The 21,660-nt window shown below is 42.5% G+C and carries 23 protein-coding genes; all 23 read right to left on the reverse strand.

Features of this window, described 5'->3' with window-relative positions:
* Positions 1-23: 23 nt before the first annotated feature.
* Positions 24-788, reverse strand: a complete 765-nt coding sequence (locus BA70_RS02530) for a ribonuclease HII (RefSeq protein ID WP_034317790.1) — start codon at positions 786-788, stop codon at positions 24-26.
* Between the two features lie 75 nt (positions 789-863).
* Positions 864-1,712 carry a ribosome biogenesis GTPase YlqF gene (gene ylqF / locus BA70_RS02535; protein ID WP_034317793.1) on the reverse strand — a complete coding sequence of 283 codons (849 nt, stop codon included), beginning with the start codon at positions 1,710-1,712 and terminating at the stop codon, positions 864-866.
* Between the two features lie 90 nt (positions 1,713-1,802).
* Positions 1,803-2,150: a 50S ribosomal protein L19 gene (rplS, locus tag BA70_RS02540; RefSeq protein WP_003212364.1), complete on the reverse strand. Its 348-nt coding sequence runs from the start codon at positions 2,148-2,150 to the stop codon at positions 1,803-1,805.
* Between the two features lie 137 nt (positions 2,151-2,287).
* Positions 2,288-3,022 carry a tRNA (guanosine(37)-N1)-methyltransferase TrmD gene (gene trmD, locus BA70_RS02545; RefSeq protein WP_034317796.1) on the reverse strand — a complete coding sequence of 245 codons (735 nt, stop codon included), beginning with the start codon at positions 3,020-3,022 and terminating at the stop codon, positions 2,288-2,290.
* Positions 3,019-3,543 carry a ribosome maturation factor RimM gene (gene rimM, locus BA70_RS02550; protein ID WP_034317799.1) on the reverse strand — a complete coding sequence of 175 codons (525 nt, stop codon included), beginning with the start codon at positions 3,541-3,543 and terminating at the stop codon, positions 3,019-3,021. Before rimM ends, trmD begins: the two co-directional genes overlap by 4 nt.
* A 7-nt stretch (positions 3,544-3,550) precedes the next feature.
* Positions 3,551-3,937 carry a YlqD family protein gene (locus BA70_RS02555; protein ID WP_034317802.1) on the reverse strand — a complete coding sequence of 129 codons (387 nt, stop codon included), beginning with the start codon at positions 3,935-3,937 and terminating at the stop codon, positions 3,551-3,553.
* 103 nt (positions 3,938-4,040) lie between these two features.
* Positions 4,041-4,286 (reverse strand): KH domain-containing protein, encoded by a 246-nt coding sequence (locus BA70_RS02560; protein WP_034317804.1) that lies wholly within the window; start codon positions 4,284-4,286, stop codon positions 4,041-4,043.
* On the reverse strand, positions 4,286-4,558 hold the full coding sequence (gene rpsP, locus BA70_RS02565) for a 30S ribosomal protein S16 (RefSeq protein ID WP_034317807.1): 273 nt from the start codon (positions 4,556-4,558) through the stop codon (positions 4,286-4,288). Before rpsP ends, BA70_RS02560 begins: the two co-directional genes overlap by 1 nt.
* Before the next feature lie 105 nt (positions 4,559-4,663).
* Positions 4,664-6,004, reverse strand: a complete 1,341-nt coding sequence (gene ffh, locus BA70_RS02570) for a signal recognition particle protein (protein ID WP_034317810.1) — start codon at positions 6,002-6,004, stop codon at positions 4,664-4,666.
* Between the two features lie 13 nt (positions 6,005-6,017).
* Positions 6,018-6,350: a putative DNA-binding protein gene (locus tag BA70_RS02575; RefSeq protein WP_034317813.1), complete on the reverse strand. Its 333-nt coding sequence runs from the start codon at positions 6,348-6,350 to the stop codon at positions 6,018-6,020.
* Positions 6,351-6,493: 143 nt separating this feature from the next.
* On the reverse strand, positions 6,494-7,480 hold the full coding sequence (gene ftsY / locus BA70_RS02580) for a signal recognition particle-docking protein FtsY (RefSeq protein WP_034317815.1): 987 nt from the start codon (positions 7,478-7,480) through the stop codon (positions 6,494-6,496).
* 21 nt (positions 7,481-7,501) lie between these two features.
* The gene (smc, locus tag BA70_RS02585) at positions 7,502-11,062 is read right to left on the reverse strand and encodes a chromosome segregation protein SMC (RefSeq protein WP_034317817.1); all 3,561 of its coding nucleotides are present in this window, start codon (positions 11,060-11,062) and stop codon (positions 7,502-7,504) included.
* Positions 11,063-11,167: 105 nt separating this feature from the next.
* Positions 11,168-11,911 carry a ribonuclease III gene (gene rnc / locus BA70_RS02590; RefSeq protein ID WP_034317819.1) on the reverse strand — a complete coding sequence of 248 codons (744 nt, stop codon included), beginning with the start codon at positions 11,909-11,911 and terminating at the stop codon, positions 11,168-11,170.
* Between the two features lie 183 nt (positions 11,912-12,094).
* Positions 12,095-12,328 (reverse strand): acyl carrier protein, encoded by a 234-nt coding sequence (acpP, locus tag BA70_RS02595; RefSeq protein ID WP_034317822.1) that lies wholly within the window; start codon positions 12,326-12,328, stop codon positions 12,095-12,097.
* A gap of 81 nt (positions 12,329-12,409) precedes the next feature.
* Positions 12,410-13,153, reverse strand: a complete 744-nt coding sequence (gene fabG / locus BA70_RS02600) for a 3-oxoacyl-[acyl-carrier-protein] reductase (RefSeq protein WP_034317825.1) — start codon at positions 13,151-13,153, stop codon at positions 12,410-12,412.
* Positions 13,153-14,097 carry an ACP S-malonyltransferase gene (gene fabD, locus BA70_RS02605; RefSeq protein ID WP_034317828.1) on the reverse strand — a complete coding sequence of 315 codons (945 nt, stop codon included), beginning with the start codon at positions 14,095-14,097 and terminating at the stop codon, positions 13,153-13,155. The genes fabG and fabD overlap by 1 nt, the downstream gene beginning before the upstream one ends.
* Before the next feature lie 15 nt (positions 14,098-14,112).
* On the reverse strand, positions 14,113-15,111 hold the full coding sequence (plsX, locus tag BA70_RS02610; RefSeq protein ID WP_034317831.1) for a phosphate acyltransferase PlsX: 999 nt from the start codon (positions 15,109-15,111) through the stop codon (positions 14,113-14,115).
* 15 nt (positions 15,112-15,126) lie between these two features.
* A complete protein-coding gene (gene fapR / locus BA70_RS02615; protein ID WP_034317834.1) occupies positions 15,127-15,693 on the reverse strand; it encodes a transcription factor FapR in 567 nt (188 codons plus the stop codon).
* Between the two features lie 112 nt (positions 15,694-15,805).
* Positions 15,806-17,854, reverse strand: a complete 2,049-nt coding sequence (gene recG, locus BA70_RS02620; RefSeq protein WP_034317837.1) for an ATP-dependent DNA helicase RecG — start codon at positions 17,852-17,854, stop codon at positions 15,806-15,808.
* A complete protein-coding gene (gene sdaAA, locus BA70_RS02625; protein WP_034318122.1) occupies positions 17,832-18,734 on the reverse strand; it encodes an L-serine ammonia-lyase, iron-sulfur-dependent, subunit alpha in 903 nt (300 codons plus the stop codon). The genes recG and sdaAA overlap by 23 nt, the downstream gene beginning before the upstream one ends.
* 23 nt (positions 18,735-18,757) lie before the next feature.
* Complete coding sequence (sdaAB, locus tag BA70_RS02630; protein WP_034317840.1) at positions 18,758-19,420, reverse strand: L-serine ammonia-lyase, iron-sulfur-dependent subunit beta; 663 nt, start codon at positions 19,418-19,420, stop codon at positions 18,758-18,760.
* A gap of 149 nt (positions 19,421-19,569) precedes the next feature.
* Positions 19,570-21,243 (reverse strand): DAK2 domain-containing protein, encoded by a 1,674-nt coding sequence (locus BA70_RS02635; RefSeq protein ID WP_034317842.1) that lies wholly within the window; start codon positions 21,241-21,243, stop codon positions 19,570-19,572.
* A 15-nt stretch (positions 21,244-21,258) separates the two neighbouring features.
* The gene (locus BA70_RS02640) at positions 21,259-21,621 is read right to left on the reverse strand and encodes an Asp23/Gls24 family envelope stress response protein (RefSeq protein WP_034317844.1); all 363 of its coding nucleotides are present in this window, start codon (positions 21,619-21,621) and stop codon (positions 21,259-21,261) included.
* Positions 21,622-21,660 lie beyond the last annotated feature (39 nt).

Raw genomic sequence — 21,660 nt, forward strand, 5'->3', positions numbered from 1 at the left:
GGCAGCCTCCTTGTGTCAAAAATTTATGAAATAACGGATTTCACTGGTGCAAACGATAATCGATGGATTGGGGTAGCACCATGCTTTTGAATGGCAGCCAGATGCTCTTTCGTTCCGTACCCTTTATGTTTTTCAAACTGGTACTCAGGGTATTGGCGCCCATACTCCTCCATCATCTGATCCCTTGTCACTTTCGCAATACATGCACCAGCTGCGATGGATGCACTTTTTGCATCTCCTTTGATGATATTCTCCTGGTGAGTAGGAAGCGGAAGTGTCATTGCATCTATGAGTAGATAATCCGGTGTATGAGTTAACTGCTCCACAGCTCTCACCATCGCCAGTCTTGATGCTTCGTAAATATTGATTTCATCAATCGTCGCCGCATCAACAATGCCGATTCCGATATCAAGTGCTTTTTCTTGAATCAAATCATAATAAGCCAATCTTTTTTTCTCAGATAGTTGCTTTGAGTCGTTTAAACCAAGCAGGACTGTTTCTTCTTTTAATATAACAGCTGCTGCGACAACCGGGCCTGCCAGCGGACCTCTTCCAGCTTCATCTATACCTGCAATACACGTGTATCCTTGCGCCTTTGCTTGGTTTTCAAATTGCAGCATTTGATTCCATGCTGCACGAAGTTCTTGCTGTTTTTCTCTCTCTTTGTGCCACTTTTCTATAAGCTTTTGGACACTTTTTCTTGTGTCATCTTTTACAAGCTCACGGATGTATGACTCGTCGTGCGAATGCTTTTCTATCAATTCTTTTATTTGTTTCACGGTGTACATAGGCTTTTCGCAGCCTCCTTCTTTATATCGGCAGTTTTTCACAAAAAATAAAGACCCGCATGAGCTGCGTGTCTTTTAGCTTTCAGGCTTCTCAAAAGTGAGGGGACCAAATTTTTCAGTTCGAATATCCCGAATAATGATTTCGGTGGTTTTGTCGTAATTAATGAATCCTCCGCTCATCAGACAGCCGCGCTTTGTGCCAATTGCATCAAACAGCTCAACCGTATCTTCAGGTATATCTGCCAGGTCATAGCGTTTTTTTAATCGCTCTGGATAGTTCTCTTCTAGAAAACGCAGTGCATACACGGCGACATCCTGTAAGTTGATGATTGAATCTTTGATCGCTCCAGTAACCGCTAGCCTGAGTCCTACTTGCTCATCTTCAAATTTTGGCCAGAGGATTCCAGGGGTATCGAGCAGTTCTAGTTCTTTCCCTACCTTCACCCATTGCTGTGATGTGGTAATACCAGGTCGATCTCCTGTTTTGGCGATGTTCTTTTTTGCTAAACGATTGATCAAGGTCGATTTCCCAACATTGGGAATCCCGATAATCAGCGCTCGAATCGCACGCGGCTTGACACCTTTTGCTTTCATGCGGTCGAATTTTTCTTTTAAGATTTCTTTTGAAGTCGTGATGATCTGATTTAACCCTTGTCCATCAACAGAGTTAATGGCAAGTGACCGAACGCCTTGCTGCTCAAAATGCGCCTGCCACTCCTTTGTCATACGAGGATCTGCTTTATCTGCTTTGTTTAAGAGCATGATTTTAGGTTTGTTTTGAAGGATTTCTTCAATCATTGGGTTTCTAGAGGACATCGGAATTCTTGCATCTGTTAATTCAAATACAATGTCGATGAGCTTTAATTTTTCTGTGACTTGACGTCTAGCTTTTGCCATATGGCCCGGAAACCATTGAATCGTCATAGGTGCACCTTCTCTCTTCTATCAGTTATCTATATACATTGTACAAAAAAAGAGCCTGTTACAGGTAACAAGCTCTTTCCTTTGATATCATTATCGTCTGATTTCTTTGATACGAGCCGCTTTACCGCGAAGTTCACGTAGGTAGTACAGTTTCGCACGACGTACCTTACCGTGACGTACAACTTCGATGTTAGCGATTTTTGGTGTGTGTACAGGGAATGTACGCTCAACGCCTACACCGTAAGAAATCTTACGAACTGTGAAAGTTTCGCTGATTCCACCACCACGACGCTTAATTACAACACCTTCAAAGATCTGGATACGCTCACGAGTACCCTCGACAACTTTAACGTGTACACGTAAAGTGTCACCAGGACGGAACGCAGGAAGATCAGTGCGTAATTGTTCTTTTGTGATTTCTTCAATCAAATGTTGCATCGTTTTCAACTCCTTCCAACAGATGCTCATGTCCTCTTTCTTCATTGCAGCGGAACATCGTTTTCAAACTTGAATCGGCAAGCCGTCCAAGTCACAAGTAGTATCATACCATACCTCTATACCGTGTGCAATACAATCTAGTCATTATGAAGCTGCCAAAGCCATCTTTTTTCTTCATTCGTTAAAGTTTTGCATGAATCGATCAAGTCTGGCCGTCTTGTATAGGTTCGCTTCAAGGATTCTTTACGCCGCCACTCCTCAATTTTCGCATGATTTCCAGAGAGGAGCACATCCGGCACTTTTAGCCCTTTATAATCAGCTGGTCTTGTATAGTGCGGGTGTTCAAGCAGACCTGTACTAAATGAATCTTCGATGTGAGACGCTTCTTTTCCAAGCACATGAGGCAAAAGCCTGACCACACTGTCTGCAATCATCATCGCCGGCAGCTCTCCGCCTGTGAGAACGAAATCTCCAATTGAAATTTCATCTGTGACAAGATGCTCCCTGATGCGCTCATCGTAGCCTTCATAGTGGCCGCAAATGAACATAAGGTGCTCTTCTTTTGCAAGCTCTTCTGCCTTCTTTTGTGTATATCTTTCCCCTTGAGGACAGACAAGAATGATCCGGGGCTTTTTGCTTGCTTTATTCGTCAAATCTTCTACCGCATCAAATACAGGCTGTGCTTTCAGTACCATGCCAGCACCGCCGCCATACGGATAGTCATCCACTGTTTTATGCTTATGATCCGAATACTCTCTAAAATTGACAACATGAAATGAGACAGCTTCTTTCTCCTGTGCTTTTTTTAAAATCGATGAGTGTAGCACTCCCTCGAACATTTCAGGAAAAAGCGTTAAAAAGTCAATTTTCATTCGTCAATGAGTCCTTCCATCACTTCAATGTGTATTGTTTTGGATGAGATATCGATTTTTTTGACGACAGATGGAATATAAGGAATGAGAGCATCCTTTTTTCCTTTTCTTTCAACGACCCAAACATCGTTTGCCCCTGGCGTTAAAATCTCTTTGATTTGACCGATGAGTTTGTCCTGCTCATCGTATACTTCGCAGCCAATGATTTGATGGAAATAAAACTCTCCTTCATCTAATGAACCGAGATGTTCTTTTTCTACTTTTAAGATCGATTCTTTCAGTTGCTCTGCTTCATTTAATGAACCTATTTCTTCAAATGTGAGCAAATCAAACTGCTTATGCTGTCTATGTGATGCTACAGTAACTTTCAGCGAATCCTTTTGACCTTGTTTAAAAATATAGAGGACGCTTCCTTTTTTGTAGCGCTCTTCCGGGAAATCGGTCTTTGACACAACGCGCACTTCACCGCGCACTCCGTGTGTATTGACGATCTTTCCGACATTCAACCAATCTAGCTCCATGTTCTAATCACCCCTGACGTATTTCAACAATGGTGCCGTCTTTCACGACGATGACATTATCTTGCATTTTGTCATCCCATTTATCACCTATTTTCACTTCAACCAGCGCATCCACTTCTGTTTCTTTCATTTCACTTCCAAGCGGCAAGATATGTAGCTGCTCCACTTGAAAATCAATTTGTCTCATTTTCTCTTGCCTTTTATCAATGGCTTTTTGAAATTGAGGGATGGCGTCTTGCTGATGTGGTTCTTTTTCATGTTTTTTTAGTTGGAAATATAGCTGATTGCACTCACGTTCTAGTCTTTCTTTTTTCTCCAAAAAAGTCGTTAACAGTTTGTCCTTACTGCTTTCAGTTAATACTTGCATCACGGTGACATGTTGAATGATCTGCATCTTCCTTTTTGTCCCCCTATCCGAAGGCATTTGTCCTCTACAGTATAACGAAAAATAGATTTAAACGTGTAAAAAAAGGGGAGGTCCTAAGCCCTCTCCCTTTTTAGTCAGCAATCTCAAGTTGAACTTTCTTAGAAGACTCTGCACTTGCTGCAAATATGACTGTTCGTATCGCTTTTGCTGTACGCCCCTGCTTTCCGATCACTTTTCCGGTATCTTCGGCATTGACAGACAGTGTGTAAATCACCTGCTCATCTTTCTTTAATGAAGATACGTGAATATCTTCAGGGAAATCAACAAGTGGCTCGACGATGGACACAATCAATTCTTCCAAGGACAGCTCATTCATTATTTGCTGTTTTTCGCATTATGAAATTTTTCAAGAATTCCTTGGTTTGAGAAAAGGTTGCGAACTGTATCAGATGGTTTCGCACCATTTTGAAGCCATTTAAGCGCTAATTCTTCGTTGATTTTCACCTCAGCTGGTGATACCACTGGGTTGTAAGTTCCAACTGTTTCGATGAAACGACCGTCACGTGGTGAACGAGAATCTGCTACAACAATACGATAGAAAGGAGATCTTTTTGATCCCATACGTTTTAAACGAATTTTTACTGCCATTTTACTAGCACCTCCGAAAATATTTCAACAAGATAGTATATTAACAATGATAAAAGGGTTTGTAAAGTGTTTTTTCTTAACAACGGTTTTATCATGTGTAACCAATTACATAAATGGTAATTTAAAGCCTTTTTTCTTCCCTTTGGACATGTTGGTCATTTGCTTCATCATCTTTTTCATTTCATCAAATTGCTTTAAAAGGCGATTGACTTCCTGTACAGATGTTCCGCTTCCTTTTGCAATCCGTTTTCTTCGGCTTGCATTGATGACCTCTGGCTGTTCTTTTTCCTCGGTCGTCATTGATTTAATAATCGCTTCGATGTGATTGAGCTGCTTTTCGTCTACTTGGACGTTTTTGAGCCCTTTCATTTTACCGGCACCCGGCATCATTTGAATTAGTTCATCAAGTGGACCCATATTACGAACTTGGCCAAGCTGCTCGAGGAAATCGTCGAGCGTGAAGCTCATGGTCCGCATTTTTTGTTCAAGCTCTTTCGCCTTATCTTGGTCGACGTTTGCCTGTGCTTTTTCAATAAGTGTGAGCACATCTCCCATACCAAGAATTCTTGATGCCATCCGCTCCGGGTGGAATGGTTCAATCGCATCAAGCTTTTCTCCTAGTGCAGCGAATTTAATCGGCGTATTTGTGACAGCACGAATCGAAAGTGCTGCTCCGCCTCTTGTATCACCGTCTAGTTTCGTTAGAACGACACCTGTTAAGCCAAGCTGTTCATTAAAGCTTTTTGCTACATTGACAGCATCTTGACCTGTCATAGAGTCAACAACAAGGAAAATTTCTTCTGGATTTGCTACTTCTTTTACTTTCTGAAGTTCATCCATCAATTCCTCATCGATATGAAGACGCCCTGCTGTATCTAAAATGACATAATCGTGGTGTTCTTCTTTCGCTTTTTCAATTGCCTGTTTGGCAATTTCGACAGGACTTACTTGATCACCTAATGAAAACACTGGCATATCAAGCTGTTTCCCAAGTGTCTGCAGCTGCTGGATCGCTGCCGGTCTGTAAATATCTGCAGCCACCATCATCGGCTTGCGATTATGTTTTTTGCGAAGTAAATTGGCAAGTTTCCCAGTTGTGGTCGTTTTACCTGCCCCTTGAAGACCGACCATCATAATGACTGTTGGAGATTTTTTCGCTACAGCGATTTTACTCTCTTCCCCGCCCATTAATTCAGTGAGTTCTTCTTTTACAACTTTAATGACCTGTTGTCCAGGGGTAAGGCTTGTCATGACCTCTTGTCCAACTGCCCGCTCGCTTACTTTTTTCACAAAGTCTTTGACTACTTTAAAATTGACGTCAGCTTCAAGAAGGGCAAGGCGTACCTCGCGCATCATTTCTTTTACATCTTGCTCTGACACTTTTCCTTTGCCGCGGATTTTTGAAATCGTCTGCTGCAGTCGGTCGGCTAATCCTTCAAATGCCATACTGTGCCGCCTCCTAATCTAATTTCTCAAGCGATTCAATTAAAGCTTCTGCTTCTTCCTTTTGCGCGGAATCTGCTACAAGCTCTCTCATTTTATTGAGAAGTTCTTTACGCTCTTTAAATTTCTTAAACAAGAGCAGCTTTTCTTCATATTGTTCAAGCATCGCTTCAGTCCGTTTAATATTATCATAAACAGCCTGTCTTGATACTTCATATTCATCCGCAATTTCACCGAGGGAAAAATCGTCTAGGTAGTAAAGCGACATGTAGCTCTTCTGCTTTGCGGTCAACAACGATTGATAGAAGTCAAACAAGTAGTTCATTCTCGTTGTTTTTTCAAGCGTCATGGGCTCTCTCCCCTTTGTTAAGTTCATTCCCTTTACATCAACTAAGTTTACACGGTTCTCTCCTGTGTGTCAAGTTTTTATCTTGTCACTTCATGAGGCGGCGTATAAATAAAAATGCCAGCAACTTTGCCGGCATTTTTTTGTTAGTCTTCTTGATCAATCACGTCTGAAAATAAACCATACACATATGATTCTGCATCGAACTCTTGTAGATCGTCTATCTTTTCACCTAAACCGACAAGCTTCACCGGGATGTTCAGTTCATTTCGAATCGCAAGCACAATTCCGCCTTTTGCAGTCCCGTCAAGCTTTGTTAAGGCAATCCCTGTCACATTTGTCGCTTTAGAAAATTCCTTCGCTTGTGCCATGGCGTTTTGACCCGTTGTTGCATCAAGGGCAAGCAGTACTTCGTGCGGGGCAAATGGGACTTCGCGTTCAATAACTCTTTTGACCTTCTCCAGCTCTTTCATCAAGTTGACTTTATTTTGAAGTCTTCCAGCTGTATCGCAGATAAGGACATCCGCATTTTTCGCTTTTGCTGACTGAACGGCATCAAAGATAACCGCTGCTGGATCAGAGCCCGCCGTCTGTTTGACGACAGGGACGCCTGACCGCTCTCCCCATACTTCAAGTTGCTCAATGGCACCGGCACGAAACGTATCTCCTGCTGCTAATATGACGGATTTCCCTTCATTTTTCAGCTTGTTTGCAAGCTTACCAATGGTCGTTGTTTTCCCAACGCCGTTGACGCCCACAAATAAAATGATATTTAAACGCCCGTCTTCAATGTTCAGCGCAGAGATTTGTTCCTCTCCGCTATTGTAGATGTCAACAAGCTTTTCAGAGATGACCACCTGTACTTCACTTGGGTCTTGAATGTTTCTTAATTTCACTTCTTTTTTCAGCTCATCAATCAGTTCCATCACAGTCGTGAAACCGACATCAGCGCCGATAAGAACTTCTTCTAGTTCTTCAAAAAAGTCTTCGTCGACCTTACGATAGCGAGAAATCAGTTCATTTACTTTCCCTTGGAATGAATTTCTCGTTTTTTCAAGTCCATCTTTAAACTTTTCTGATACTGAATCGGTTTGCTGCGTAAATTTTTCTTTTAATTTCTTAAAAAAGCTCATTGGTTCATAGACCTCCTTTAATTACTGGACAAGCTCTTTCGTTTCTTCTAGCTTGACGGATACAAGTTTGGAGACGCCTGACTCCTGCATTGTGACACCATACAGGACATCTGCTTCTTCCATTGTTCCTTTACGGTGCGTAATGACAATGAACTGCGTTTCTTGGCTGTATTTCTTTAAATATTGTGCAAAACGGAAGACATTGGCTTCATCAAGCGCCGCTTCTACTTCGTCTAACACGCAGAATGGAACAGGTCTGACTTTTAAGATGGAGAATAGTAGAGCGATCGCTGTTAGTGCTCTCTCTCCGCCTGAAAGCAGGCTTAGGTTTTGCAATTTTTTCCCTGGCGGCTGCGCGACAATATCAACTCCAGAGTTTAGTAAATCGTTTGGATCTGTCAGCTTCAGGTCGGCTCTTCCCCCGCCAAATAATGCTTGGAAAACAGATTCAAAATGCCCACGGATTTGAGAGAATGTCTCAGAAAAACGCTTCGTCATTTCTTGATCCATTTCTTCGATGACTTGGAATAACGTATTTTTCGCTTCTGTCAGATCATTTCGCTGTTCTGTTAGGAAAAGATAACGTTCATTCACGCGTTCATACTCATCAATACTGCCTAAGTTCACTGTTCCAAGTTCTTCAATGGCTAGTTTGATCAATTTCACTCGTTTTCTTGCTTCATCTGGCAAGAGTGTCAGATGGTACATTTCTTTTGCTCCTTCAAACGAAAGAGCATATTCTTCGTTCAAATAGGCGATAAGGTTATCGAGTTCAACCTCCATGCGGCCAAGCTTGATCTCTTCATCTTTTAAGCTTGTGGTGAGCTGCTTGTAAAGACGTTTTTGCTCTTTGAGTTCACGTTCAGCAAATTCTAATGTTTCCGAAAGAGCCAGTCGCTGTTTGCGGCGCTCTGAAATGAGTGCTGTCGTTTTATTTTTATTTTCAAGCTTTTCTTTTGCAGCTTCTTCCAGCTGTTCTGCTCCGCTTGAGCTAGATGACATTTCACTTGTTAAGAGTGACAGATCTTCTTTTGTTTCAATCAGCGTCTGTTCTGCCTCTTCCAATTCAGCCATCAAGATCGAAAGCTTCTCTTGTTCATTAGATAAAGACTGCTCTTTTTTCGCAAATGAGATTTTCAGCTCTGTTAATTCCGCAGAAATGGTTTCTTTCGTTGAGCTTTGGGTCTGCTTACGCTTTGTTAAAGTATTGATCTCTTCATCAAGAGCTACCAGTTTCTCACCTATAGAGGCTTCAAATGTTACCTGCTCTTTGTCCTTGCTCGCAAGTCCAATAGAGCGCTGCTGCAATTCTTCTTTTTCTTGATCATAGATCTCTAGATGAGCGTTTATATTTTTTTCTGCTACTTGCAGTTCGTATAGTTTTCCTTTGAGCTCTTGTTGCTTTTCTCGAAGCGTCTCACCGCGCTGACGCAGTTCATTTAATTGGGTTTCACTTGCTGCAATCGATTGCTTCGTTTCTTTTGTCTCTTTTTCAAGGATCGTTGTTTTTTCTTCCATATCAACGAGCTGCTTCGTCAATGTTTCGATCTCTCGATTCCTTGAAAGGAGGGAGTTGCTCTTTTTCTTCACGCCGCCCCCAGTCATTGAACCACCTGGGTTGACGACATCCCCCTCAAGGGTCACGATGCGATAACGATGTCCGAGCATTTTAGCCAGTTCATTGGCGCCTTTTAAATCTCTGACAATCAAGACGGTTCCAAGCAAGTTCTGAATGACCTTTTGGTACTTTTCATCAAAGGAAACGAGATTACTCGCTACGCCGATAAATGCTGCATGCTGCTCAGCTGTTTGGACGTCTCTGAACTGAATGGTTCTTTCTTTGATCACGTTCATTGGCAGGAAGGTCGCACGTCCAAAGGAATGCTGCTTTAAGTATCCAATAGCTTGTCTCGCAGCTGCTTCATTTTCCGTGACTACGTGCTGCGTTGCTGCGCCTAGCGCAATTTCAATCGCTGTCTCATGCTGCTGATCTGTTTGGATCAGCTCTGCAATGGCACCGTGAATACCGCCTAACCGGTCCTTTGCCTTTAAGACCTCTTTCACTCCTTGGAAAAAGCCTGAGAAGTCTTCCTGCATGGATTCAAGCATCTCTTTTTTTGATTTTGCCTGCTGAACATATTGATAGGCTTGATAAAGAGCCGTTTCTTTTTTTTCGTATTGACGCTTCATTTGCTCAAGCTTTTGTTCCGCCTCTCTAAAGCGTTTCACCTGAGTCAAAATGTCTTCTTCTAGCTCTTTTAGCTGCTGCTCAGCTTCCGTTTTCTTTTCTTTGACAGACACACGTTCTTCGATATGTTTCTGGTTATTTTGCGTTAGACGCTCTAGCTGCATGGCCGCCTGGCGCTGCTGCTCTTCTAGTAATTTACGTTCATTGCGGATTGAAGCCTGTTCATTTAGCAGATCAAAATAATCGCTTTTCAGCTGTTCAATTTGACCTTCCACGTCTTCACTATGAAGTGATAGTTGATGCTGTTTTGTGTTCACTTCATCTTTTAGCTGCTGCACTTCTTTTTGCAGACTGTCCCGCGTGATTTTCTGCTGTTCAATCTTTTCGGTTAACAGCGCCTGCTTTTCAGTTAAGCGAACGAGCGTTTCTTCCAGCTGTCCTTGGTTGGCGGCTGCATTTTTTTTACGTTCTTTTAGAACTTCTTTTTTTCCTTCAAGCTTTTCTAATTCCTCACTTGTGAACAGAAGAACTTCATGCAGGTCATTAATGGATTCGTCCAGCGCCTGAATTCGGTCTCTCGACTCTTCGATTTTGGCTTCTTTTGCTTGAATGTCTGTGGACTGCTTCATTTCATCTTGTTTGAACCGCTCGACAGCTTCTCCAAGTGTTGTCCATTTTTCGTGAAGTGCTTCGATATCATGAACGGTGAGTGCAATTTCTACATTTTCAAGCTCTTCTTTTTTATGCAAATAGTCCTTTGCAATAGATGCTTGCATTCTTAATGGTTCTACTTGATCTTCTAGTTCATGCAGAATATCTTCCACTCGGTTTAAATTGTCCTGCGTTTCAAACAGTTTATTCTCGGCTTTTTTCTTTCTTGTTTTATATTTCAAGACACCAGCCGCTTCTTCAAAGATACTTCTTCTCTCTTCTGCCTTACTCGATAGAATTTCCTCTACTTTTCCTTGACTGATGATAGAAAAGGCTTCCTTACCAAGTCCTGAATCCATGAAGAGATCAATAATATCTTTTAAGCGGACAGATTGATTGTTTATGAGAAATTCACTTTCTCCTGAACGATACACCCTTCTTGTTACACTGACTTCGTGAAAATCGATCGGTAAAAAGTGATCTTCGTTATCTAACGTTAAAGTCACCTCTGCTAGGTTGACTCTTTTTCTTGAGTCACTTCCTGCAAAAATGATGTCTTCCATTTTTCCTCCGCGGAGGCTTTTCGCTGATTGTTCTCCAAGTACCCAGCGGATGGCATCGGTAATATTACTTTTGCCGCTTCCGTTAGGTCCAACAACAGCTGTGACACCTTTGACAAAGTCCACGGTCACTCGCTGTGCAAAAGATTTGAATCCTATCACGTCTAAACGTTTGAGGAACATGAGAGTGATCCTCCTTATGTATTTAAAGTACTATCATCTTACCATATGAAGCGAAAAAAGATGATGGAAAACAGAGTGAAATCCCCCTGAATGACGAGGGGGATTTTATTGGTTCATATGATGTTTCTGCAATTTAGCAAGTGCTTCCTGTGCAGCGTGCTGTTCTGCTTCTTTTTTAGAGCGGCCATTTCCAATCCCGAGCACTTCTCCCCTGAGGGATACATTCGCTTCAAATTCCCGGTTATGTGCAGGTCCTTTTTCATGCAGGATTCGGTATTCTAGCACACCTTTTCCATCGCGCTGAACAAATTCTTGAAGCTGGCTTTTAAAGTCCATGACATGTGAAAAAGCTCCGTCATTAATTTTAGGATACACATACCCTTCTAGGAATCGTTCAACAGGTTCCAGCCCTTGATCTAAATAAAGTGCTCCGATAAACGCCTCAAATACATCTGCTAAGAGTGCGGGGCGTTTTCTGCCGCCAGTCATTTCTTCGCCTTTCCCTAAAAGAACAAGGTCTCCGAAGGACAGCTCATGTGCCAGTGACACAAGTGACGGTTCACACACGATCGCCGCTCTCAGTTTTGTTAAATCTCCCTCGCTCATCGCTGGATATTTCGCAAATAAGAATTGAGAGATGGTCAATTCTAAAACAGCATCTCCTAAAAATTCAAGTCTTTCATTATCCTCGTAAGGTTTTTTCCGGTGCTCATTGACATAAGAGGAATGTGTAAAGGCTTGATATAAAAGCTTTTCATTTTTAAACTGTACTGAAATACGCTGCTGGAATTCTCTAAATTGCTCTAGTTTTTTGCTCTGTTTCTGTTTGTCTTTATAGTGTTTTGGCATAGCAACCTCCAGGTAGGCTTAATCGCCTTTAAGGATACTGATTATATGGAGTCTCTCTTTCTACATGCAAGGAAACATTGCTCCCAGCATCTGAAAAAGGCTGACAATTGATCAGCTGAATGTGTTGAAACTAACATAAATTTTCAAAGTCCCGTCATGAAAGTAGACGGGACTTTGTTACGCTTATTGCTGGTTATTTATGTAGTTCACAGCGTCACCGACTGTTGCAATTTTTTCAGCATCTTCGTCAGAAATTTCCATATCGAACTCATCTTCAAGTTCCATAACTAGCTCAACTACATCAAGGGAATCAGCGCCTAAATCTTCTTTAAATGAAGCTTCCATTTTCACGTCAGCCTCATCAACGCCAAGGCGGTCTACAATAATTTTTGTTACACGCTCTAATACGTCTGCCATTGCCTTTCACCTCCCCTCAAAGTATTATAGTTGATTCGTTTTTAAAAAACTAGAGAAAACCTAACGAAATTTTGATATTTCTTAAGACATGACCATTCCGCCATCCACTTGGATGGTTTGGCCTGTAATATAACCTGCTCCTTCAGAAGCTAAAAAGACAACAATGTTGCTAATATCTTCAGGCGCACCAAAGCGTGCAAGCGGGATTTGTTTTAACATTTCTGCCTGCACATTGTCATCAAGCTTGTCTGTCATATCTGTCGAAATAAAGCCTGGTGCTACTGCATTGACTGTAATATGGCGGCTTGCCAGCTCTTTTGCGGTTGTTTTCGTTAACCCGATGACGCCAGCTTTTGCTGCAACGTAGTTCGCTTGTCCAGGGTTTCCGCATACACCGACCACTGATGCCAAGTTGATGATTCTTCCGCTTCGCTGCTTCATCATTTGGCGCGTCACAGCTTTTGTACAGTTAAAGACACCTTTTAAGTTTATGTTAATGACATCATCCCATTCATTTTCTTTCATTCTCATGAGCAGGTTGTCCTTTGTAATGCCAGCGTTATTCACAAGGATGTCGATTGAACCAAATGTATCAATGGCTTGTTTCATTAATGCTTGTACTTCTTCAGCATTTGAGACATCCGCTTTGACAGCAAAAGCCTGCTTGCCAAGTGCTTTGATTTCATCCACTACTTCATTTGCTTTCGCTTCGTTTCCTGAATAATTCACGACAACATTTGCACCATTCTTCGCTAAATCGATCGCGATGGAACGGCCAATACCGCGTGATGCACCTGTTACAACGGCTGTTTTATTTGTAAGCATCAAGAATCCCCCTTCAATGTTTGAATTGCTGCTTCAATTGTTTCTTGATCTGAAACGGAAATAGTCGTCAGGCGGCGGTTGACCTTTTTCACAAGACCTGAAAGCACTTTGCCAGGACCAATTTCAATAAACGTTGTCACACCTAAATCAATGAGGCGTTCCACACTTTCTTCAAAACGAACAGGAGAATACAATTGTTCAATGAGCTTTGTCTCAATCTCACCACGAGATGTCACGATGTCTGCTGTTACATTTGAAATGACCGGTATTTTGGCATCCGCAATGTCTAGTTTTGACAGTACATCTGTGAATTTATCAGCTGCTGGTTTCATTAAAGCTGAATGGAAAGGTCCACTCACCTCAAGTGCAATTGCACGTTTTGCGCCTTTTTCTTTCGCTTTCTCTGATGCAAGTTCTACACCTTTTGCTGTACCAGAGATGACGATTTGTCCAGGGCAGTTTAAGTTAGCGAGTTCTACAAGATGACCGCTCTCTGTCACTTCTTTTGTTACTTCCAAAAGCGATGCTTGATCTAGTCCAAGGATCGCTGCCATTGCGCCTTCACCTGCTGGAACGGCTTCATTCATTAATTCGCCGCGTTTTCTGACGGCGTATACAGCATCTTTAAACGAAAGAGCGCCTGCTGCAACGAGGGCTGTGTATTCACCAAGACTGTGTCCTGCTGTATAATCTGCTTTGATTCCGCTCTCTTCAAATTTCTTTAAGATGGCGATGCTTGTTGTTAAAAGAGCTGGCTGCGCATTATAAGTCAGCGTCAGTTCTTCTGCATCCCCTTCAAAAATCATAGAAGATAAGTCAAAACCGAGGGTCTTGTCTGCTTCTTCAAACACAGCTTTAGATGCTGTTTCTTGGTCAAATAAATCTTTTCCCATGCCAATTTTTTGAGAGCCTTGGCCAGGGAATAAAAATGCAATTTTGCTCATGCTGCTTTACCTCCATTAAGACTCATTCGTGTTTTCTTTTTGAACTTCTTGATGAATGATGGCTGAAACGTCTTTTTCAACGATATCACGCGCCTGACGAATTGCATGGAAAATGGCGTTTTCATCAGAGGAGCCGTGCGCTTTAATAACAGGAGCCTTTAAACCAAATAAAGCGGCACCACCATATTCGGAGTAATCCATTTTAGATTTCATCTGCATCAATTTCGGCTTCATCATGCCTGCTGCTATTTTCGCTGTAAAGCTGGATGTTAATGTTTCTTTCAGCATTTTAAATACGGAAAGGGCTGTTCCTTCAATCGTTTTAAGCGCAATATTTCCTGTGAATCCATCTGTGACAACGACATCGGCTACACCTTCTAATAAATCACGAGCCTCCACATTTCCTACGAAATTCAAGTCTGATGCTTTAAGTAATTCGAAGGTTTTTTTTGTTAAATCGTTGCCTTTTTTATCTTCTGTTCCTACATTTAAAAGTCCAACGCGCGGATTGCTTTTTGGGAAGACTCGCTCTGCGTAAATAGATCCCATCATGGCATATTGCACAAGATGTTCTGGTTTGGCATCGACGTTTGCACCGACGTCTAGTAATAAAAATCCGCTGCCATCCAGTGTTGGCAAAGTTGGAGCAAGTGCTGGTCTATCAATGCCATCAATTCTGCCTACGATAAACAGTCCTGCTGTCATGAGTGCTCCAGTATTTCCTGCTGAGATGCAGGCATCTGCTCTTCCTTCGGATACTTCCTGCGCCATTTTCACCATAGATGAATCCTTTTTACGTCTGACTGCACGTACTGGCTCATCTGTCGGTTCAATGACTTCTTTTGCATCTAAAATCGTGATGCGCTCGTTATTTGTTATGTATGGTTTGATTTTGCTTTCATCGCCGACAAGTGTAATGTCGATATCTGAAAATGCTGCTAAGCTTTTTTGCACACCGTCAATAATGGCTTTAGGGGCATGATCTCCCCCCATTGCATCGACTGCAATTCTCATGTTATGTGCCACCTTTTACTTTTGTTTTGAGCGATACATGACGAAGTCACCTGAGAAGACAACTTCCTCACCTACATAGCTGTTTACTTCAACTACGGTTCTACCTTTTTCTTTATCATGCGAGGCTACTTTGGCTTTCGAGACAACTCTTTCACCTTGTTTGACCTGCCTTGTAAACCTGATATTCGCTTTTGCTGTCAACGCCAGTTCATCGTCGATGACGGCGACTGCCAGCGAATTTGCCTGGGCGAAGAGATGATGTCCCCTGGCAATTTGGTTACGGCTAAATACATGCTCTTTTCTCACTTCAAAAATGGAAATGGCTTGATCATCAAGCTCTACATCAATCATTTCTCCAATCACTTCATCCAGCGGAAGTGACTTCACTTCATCCTCTAATGTCTTTTCGGCCACATGCTTAATTCTTTCGCGTAATTCAGGGATTGACAGCTCCAAACGATCAAGACGAACCGTCTGAATGCTTACACCGAATTTGCTTGCCAATTCTTCATCAGTAATGAATGGAGTCGAGCTGATCGTTTGCTGGAGAAGCTTTTGACGTTCTTTTTTATTTAGTTTCATATGCAGACACCATCCGTACATTTATGACTAGGTACTAATAGTAGTATATAATCTCATAGATGATAAATCAATCCTTGTTTCAAAAAGACAAGAAAATTCCTCCAGCTCACGATCAGCTTAATTTATCTCCGCCCAGCACACCGCTGTCTACAAGCGTTTGCCGAAGTTCTTTGTATTCAGGCTCTGTCCAAAAGGCGTCCGATTGCACAAGTTCTGCCGCATCTTTTCTTGCGGTTTCAAGTGCTCTGTAGTCATGGACCATGTCTGCTACCTTAAATTCAGGCATCCCGCTTTGTTTTTTACCAAAGAAATCGCCAGGCCCTCTTAGTTCTAAGTCCTTTTCAGACAGCTCAAAGCCATCGGTCGTTTCGGACATAATCCGCATTCGTTCTTTACCTGTCTCTGATTTCGGATCAGCCATTAAAATACAAAATGATTGATGCTCTCCGCGTCCGACCCGGCCTCTTAACTGATGAAGCTGAGACAGTCCGAATCTGTCTGCATCATATATGACCATGATGGTAGCATTCGGCACGTTAACCCCTACTTCAACGACTGTGGTCGAAACGAGAATCTGGACTTCATTTGTGGTAAAGGCTCTCATCACCTGATCTTTTTCATCACTTGCAAGCTTCCCGTGCATTAAGCCGATCGACCACTTGCCGCGATACGCCTCCGTCAGCATGCTATGGACATCAATCGCATTTTGAACATCCAGTTTGTCTGATTCTTCAATGAGCGGACAAATAATATACGCCTGCCTGCCTTTTCTCAGCTCTTTATCCACAAAAGCAAGAATTCTCTCGAGCATGTCATGCTTGACCCAATACGTTTCGATTTGCTTTCGGCCAGCTGGTAGTTCATCAATGACGGATACGTCCATTTCTCCAAATACAGTAATTGCAAGTGTTCTTGGAATAGGTGTTGCGGTCATAAACAAGACATCCGGGTCCTGCCCTTTACTTCTCAGTTTCTTCCGTTGTTCCACACCAAACCGGTGCTGTTCATCTGTGATGACGAGACCGAGCTGCTGAAATTCGACTTCGTCTTGGATGAGAGCGTGCGTACCGACTAATATATCAATCTCGCCCTCTTTCAAACGTTCCAGCAATTCTCTGCGACGTTTTCCTTTCACAGAGCTCGTCAGCAAGGCGATATTCAGGCCCCATTTTTCAAAGAGCTGGTACAGTGAATCTGCATGCTGTTCTGCCAAAATTTCAGTTGGCACCATCAGCGCACCTTGAAAGCCGGATAAATGAGCGGCATAAAGTGCAATGGCTGCAACAGCTGTTTTCCCTGATCCAACATCTCCTTGGAGCAGCCGGTTCATTCGATACGGGGACGCCATATCAGACATAATTTCATCAAGCACTCTTGATTGTGCCTTAGTCAGCGGAAATGGCAGGCTGTGAACAAACTCAAAGACAGCCTCTTTTGAAAACGGATGCTGGATACCTGATGTTTTTTCTCGTTCTTTCTTTCTGATCGCCTGCATCTTCAGCTGAAAAATCAAAAATTCCTCGTACACAAAGCGGCGTCTTGCTTGCTTGAGCGAGTCTCTTGTTTCAGGGAGATGAATGGTTTTTAAAGCATCTTGATAGGACATGAGTTTATAGGCAAGGACAAGCTGCTTTGGCAGTGGATCTTCGGCTTTGTCTACATAAAGCGACAAAGCTTGTTTCACAAAGCGCCTCATCATCTTCACCGTTACATTTTCTTTGACCGAATAAACAGGTTCTATACTGCCATCTTGCTCGTGTGTCCCTTTTTTAAATTCCTGCACCATAATGGATTGACGGTTTTTATCCCACTTTCCTGTGACAGATACTGTATCACCTAAAACAAGACTTCGTTTTAAATATGGGCGATTGAAGCAAATAGCCGTAATGAGAAAACGCCCGACAAGCAGCCTGAATGTCAGCCTGCTTCGTTTCTTTCCATAATAGGTGAGAACGGGCTCACTGTGCACTTTGCCTTCAACCGTGATACGTTCGTCATGATTCACTTCTTCTAAGTTGCGAAGCTCATAGTCATCATATCGATAAGGAAAGTAGCCGAGCAAATCGGCTACTGTATAGATTCCAAGTTCATTTAATGTTTTTTCTGTTTCTTCTCCAATCCCTTTTAGGACAGAGATATTATCTTGCAGTTTCTGTATCACGAGATGAGGTCACACCTCCGAAAATCTTCTTTTCAAGCTCTCTTGCTGTCGGTGTTGCAGCGAGCCCGCCTTGTGCGGTCTCACGAAGGGCTGTTGGCATCGTTTGACCAATTTTATACATGGCATCAATGACTTCATCACACGGTATACGGCTCGTAATACCGGCAAGTGCCATATCTGCTGCAATCATTGCATTTGATGCACCCATTGCGTTTCGTTTCACACATGGTACCTCGACAAGTCCTGCTACTGGATCACAAACAAGTCCAAGCATATTTTTCAGTGTAATGGCCATCGCTTCAGCAGATTGCTGCGGCGAGCCGCCTGCCATTTCTACAATGGCTGCCGCTGCCATGCCTGATGCTGAGCCTACCTCTGCCTGACAGCCGCCTGCTGCACCAGAGATACTGGCATTATTGGCCACAACAAAACCAAATGCGCCAGAAGTGAATAGGAATCTGACCATTTGTTCCTTTGTTGGCTGTAATGTTTCTTTTACTGCAAATAACGTCCCAGGTACAACACCTGCTGATCCTGCCGTAGGCGTAGCACAGATGGTCCCCATTGCTGCATTGACTTCATTCGTTGCAACTGCCTTACTGACAGCATCTAAGATCGTATGACCAGACAACGTTTTGCCTGATGCGATATACGCTTGAAGTTTGACTGCATCTCCGCCTGTTAAACCTGATAATGATTTCACACCTTTTAGTCCGTTTTCAACGGCCTGTTCCATCACTTCTAGGTTGCGGTACATCTGCGAGAAAATTTCTTCTCGTGACTTCCCTGTCACTTCCATTTCTTGCAAAATCATCATTTCTGAAATGGAGGTATTCCGTTCTTCTGTTAGCTGCACGAGTTCTTTGACGTTTTTAAACATCATCATACATTACCTCCTAGTTGTTAATCTGCAATTTGTGTGACTTGAATAATGTTAGGCAGCGTTTCTAGCTCTGATAGGACAGCTGGGTCAATATTTTGATCCACTTCAATTGTCATCAGTGCCTCTTGCCCGACATCTTTACGCGCCACTTCCATATGACCGATGTTGATGGCGAATTTCGCTAATACATTGGCAACTGCCGCAATTGTACCGTAGCGATCGTTATGAACCACAAGAATGGCAGGGTGATTTCCTGAAAGCCTGAGCTCAAAGCCATTTAATTCTGTGATTTCAATTTTACCTCCGCCGATGGAAATGCCGATTAATTCAAGCTTTCCATTCGCATCTGAAATCTCTACTTTTGCTGTATTCGGATGCGCTGGTACTGCATCTTCTTCTTTAAATTCGATGTCAATCGCTTTGCTTTTTGCAATATCAATCGCTGTTTTGATTCGTTCGTCAAATGTATCAAAGTCAAGAACACCGCCTATAATCGCTACATCTGTACCGTGCCCTTTATACGTATCTTTAAAAGAACCATAAAATGAAACGACAATTCGTTTCGGTTCTCTCCCGAATAAGCTGCGAGCCACTCTTCCTATACGAGCCGCACCCGCTGTGTGCGAACTTGATGGACCAATCATGACGGGTCCAATAATATCAAACACACTTCTAAATTTCATAGGTCTTCCCCTCTCATAACCACTCACATATTGGTTTGTTTCTCCCTTTAGACTAATGGATTCATTCGTTTCCCGCAACTCATTTCACCGAGGAATCCCTAGTAAAAAATTGCAAAAGAAGAAGAAGGGCTTTATTTGCCCTTCTTTCGTTATTCAACAGCCAAAATATATGAATAAAGCGGCTGTTTGCCATCGTGGACTTCAACCTCTACATCTTCAAATGTTTCTTCAATAAAGGCTTCTAACGCTTCCATCTCACCAGATGATGCGTCTTCCCCTTTAATGATCGTGACAATCTCATCATCTTCTGTCACCATTTTGGTCAAAAGCTCTTTGGCTGCATCTAATTGATTCTTCGCAGTTAAAGTGATTTTCCCGTTGAATAGACCCATATAATCGCCTTTGGCAATGTCGATTCCATCAATTTGAGTATCTCTCACTGCAAAGGTAATTTGGCCGCTTTTCACATGATCAATCGCTTCTAACATCGCTGCTTCATTATCTTTATTTGAAGCTGTTTCATTTAGAGAAAGAAGTGCTGACATCCCTTGAGGTACGGTCTTCGTCGGAATGACAACGACCTCACGACTTGAGACAGTTGCCGCCTGTTTAGCTGCCATGACAATATTAGAATTATTAGGTAAGATAAAGACGGTTTCGGCATGTGTGCTATCAATTGCTTTGACAATGTCTTCTGTGCTCGGATTCATCGTTTGTCCACCTTCAATGACGACGGAAGCCCCAATACTTTTAAACAAGTCTGCAATTCCTTCTCCCATTGCGACACTCACTACTCCGAAGCGCTGTTTTTCAGCAGCGGGTACTTTTGGTGCAGCAGGCGAGTGATCTTTTTCTTCATTTACGATTGAGCTATGCTGCTCTCTCATGTTTTCAATTTTCATATTGATCAGGCTGCCATAGCGCTGTGCATATGACAAGACATCTCCTGGCTGCTCTGCATGAATATGAACTTTCGCTAGCGTATCATCGGATACCACAAGAAGTGAATCTCCGAATTCGCTTAGGTCTTCTCTGAATGCATTCTCTTCAAAGGACTGTTTGTCTTCTTCAAATTTCACCATAAATTCTGTACAGTAGCCAAATTCAATATCTTCTGTGTTCATATGGCTTTGCGCACTTTTATGATGTTCTGCACTCACTAGTTCTTTGAGCGTTGGCAAAGAGGCCATTTTAGAAGGGAGCTCTTCTCCTCTTAAAGAAGCAAGGAAACCTTCATATACATAAAGAAGTCCTTTACCTCCACTATCTACAACACCCACTTCTTTTAAAACAGGGAGCAAATCTGGCGTTCGATCAAGTGACGCACTTGCCTCCTCAATCGTTAATTCTAACACGCGGTCAATTTGATCTTCTGTCGCTGAAACAGCAACCGCTTTCTTTGCTGCATCTTTTGCAACCGTTAAGATGGTCCCTTCAATCGGTTTCATCACGGCTTTATAGGCTGTATCAACACCTGCCTGCAAGGCAAGGGCAAATTCTTTGGCGTCAATCGTCTCTTTTTGTTCTATATTTTTACTGAAACCTCTAAAGAGCTGTGACAGGATCACGCCTGAGTTTCCTCTTGCGCCCATCAATAGCCCTTTTGACAGAGCCACCCCGACCTTACCAATATGATCGGTCGTTGTTTCTTCAACTGCTTTTGCTCCTGAAGTCATTGACAAATTCATATTTGTTCCCGTGTCTCCGTCTGGCACCGGAAAAACATTTAACGCATCAACAATTTGTGCGTTTTGAGATAGATGGTGAGCACCTGCAAGAATCATTTTTGCAAATGAGCGGCCATCAAGATTTCTAATAGACAATATATTTCCTCCTTACTACGGGTTCGTAACTTTTACTCCTTGTACATAAATGTTGACCGAGTCAACAGAAAGTCCAATCGTGTGAGAAATCGTATATTTGACTTTCGTTTGAACATTATGTGCGACTTCTGATATTTTTGTACCGTAGCTAACGATGATGTACATATCAATATGAATGCTGTCTTCTGTTTGACGCACAAGAACACCCCGGCTGAAGTTCTCTTTGCGGAGAATATCCGTCAAGCCGTCCTTCATTTGATTTTTGGACGCCATGCCAACAATACCATAGCAATCAATTGCAGCGCCTCCTGCTACCATTGCAATGACTTCATTTGATATATCAATTTGTCCGTATTTCGTTCTAAGTTCAATGGACACATTGGTTCCCCCTTTTTTGAGAAATTGCCCTGAGTTATC

Source organism: Bacillus zhangzhouensis (genome assembly GCF_000715205.1).
GTDB lineage: Bacteria > Bacillota > Bacilli > Bacillales > Bacillaceae > Bacillus > Bacillus zhangzhouensis.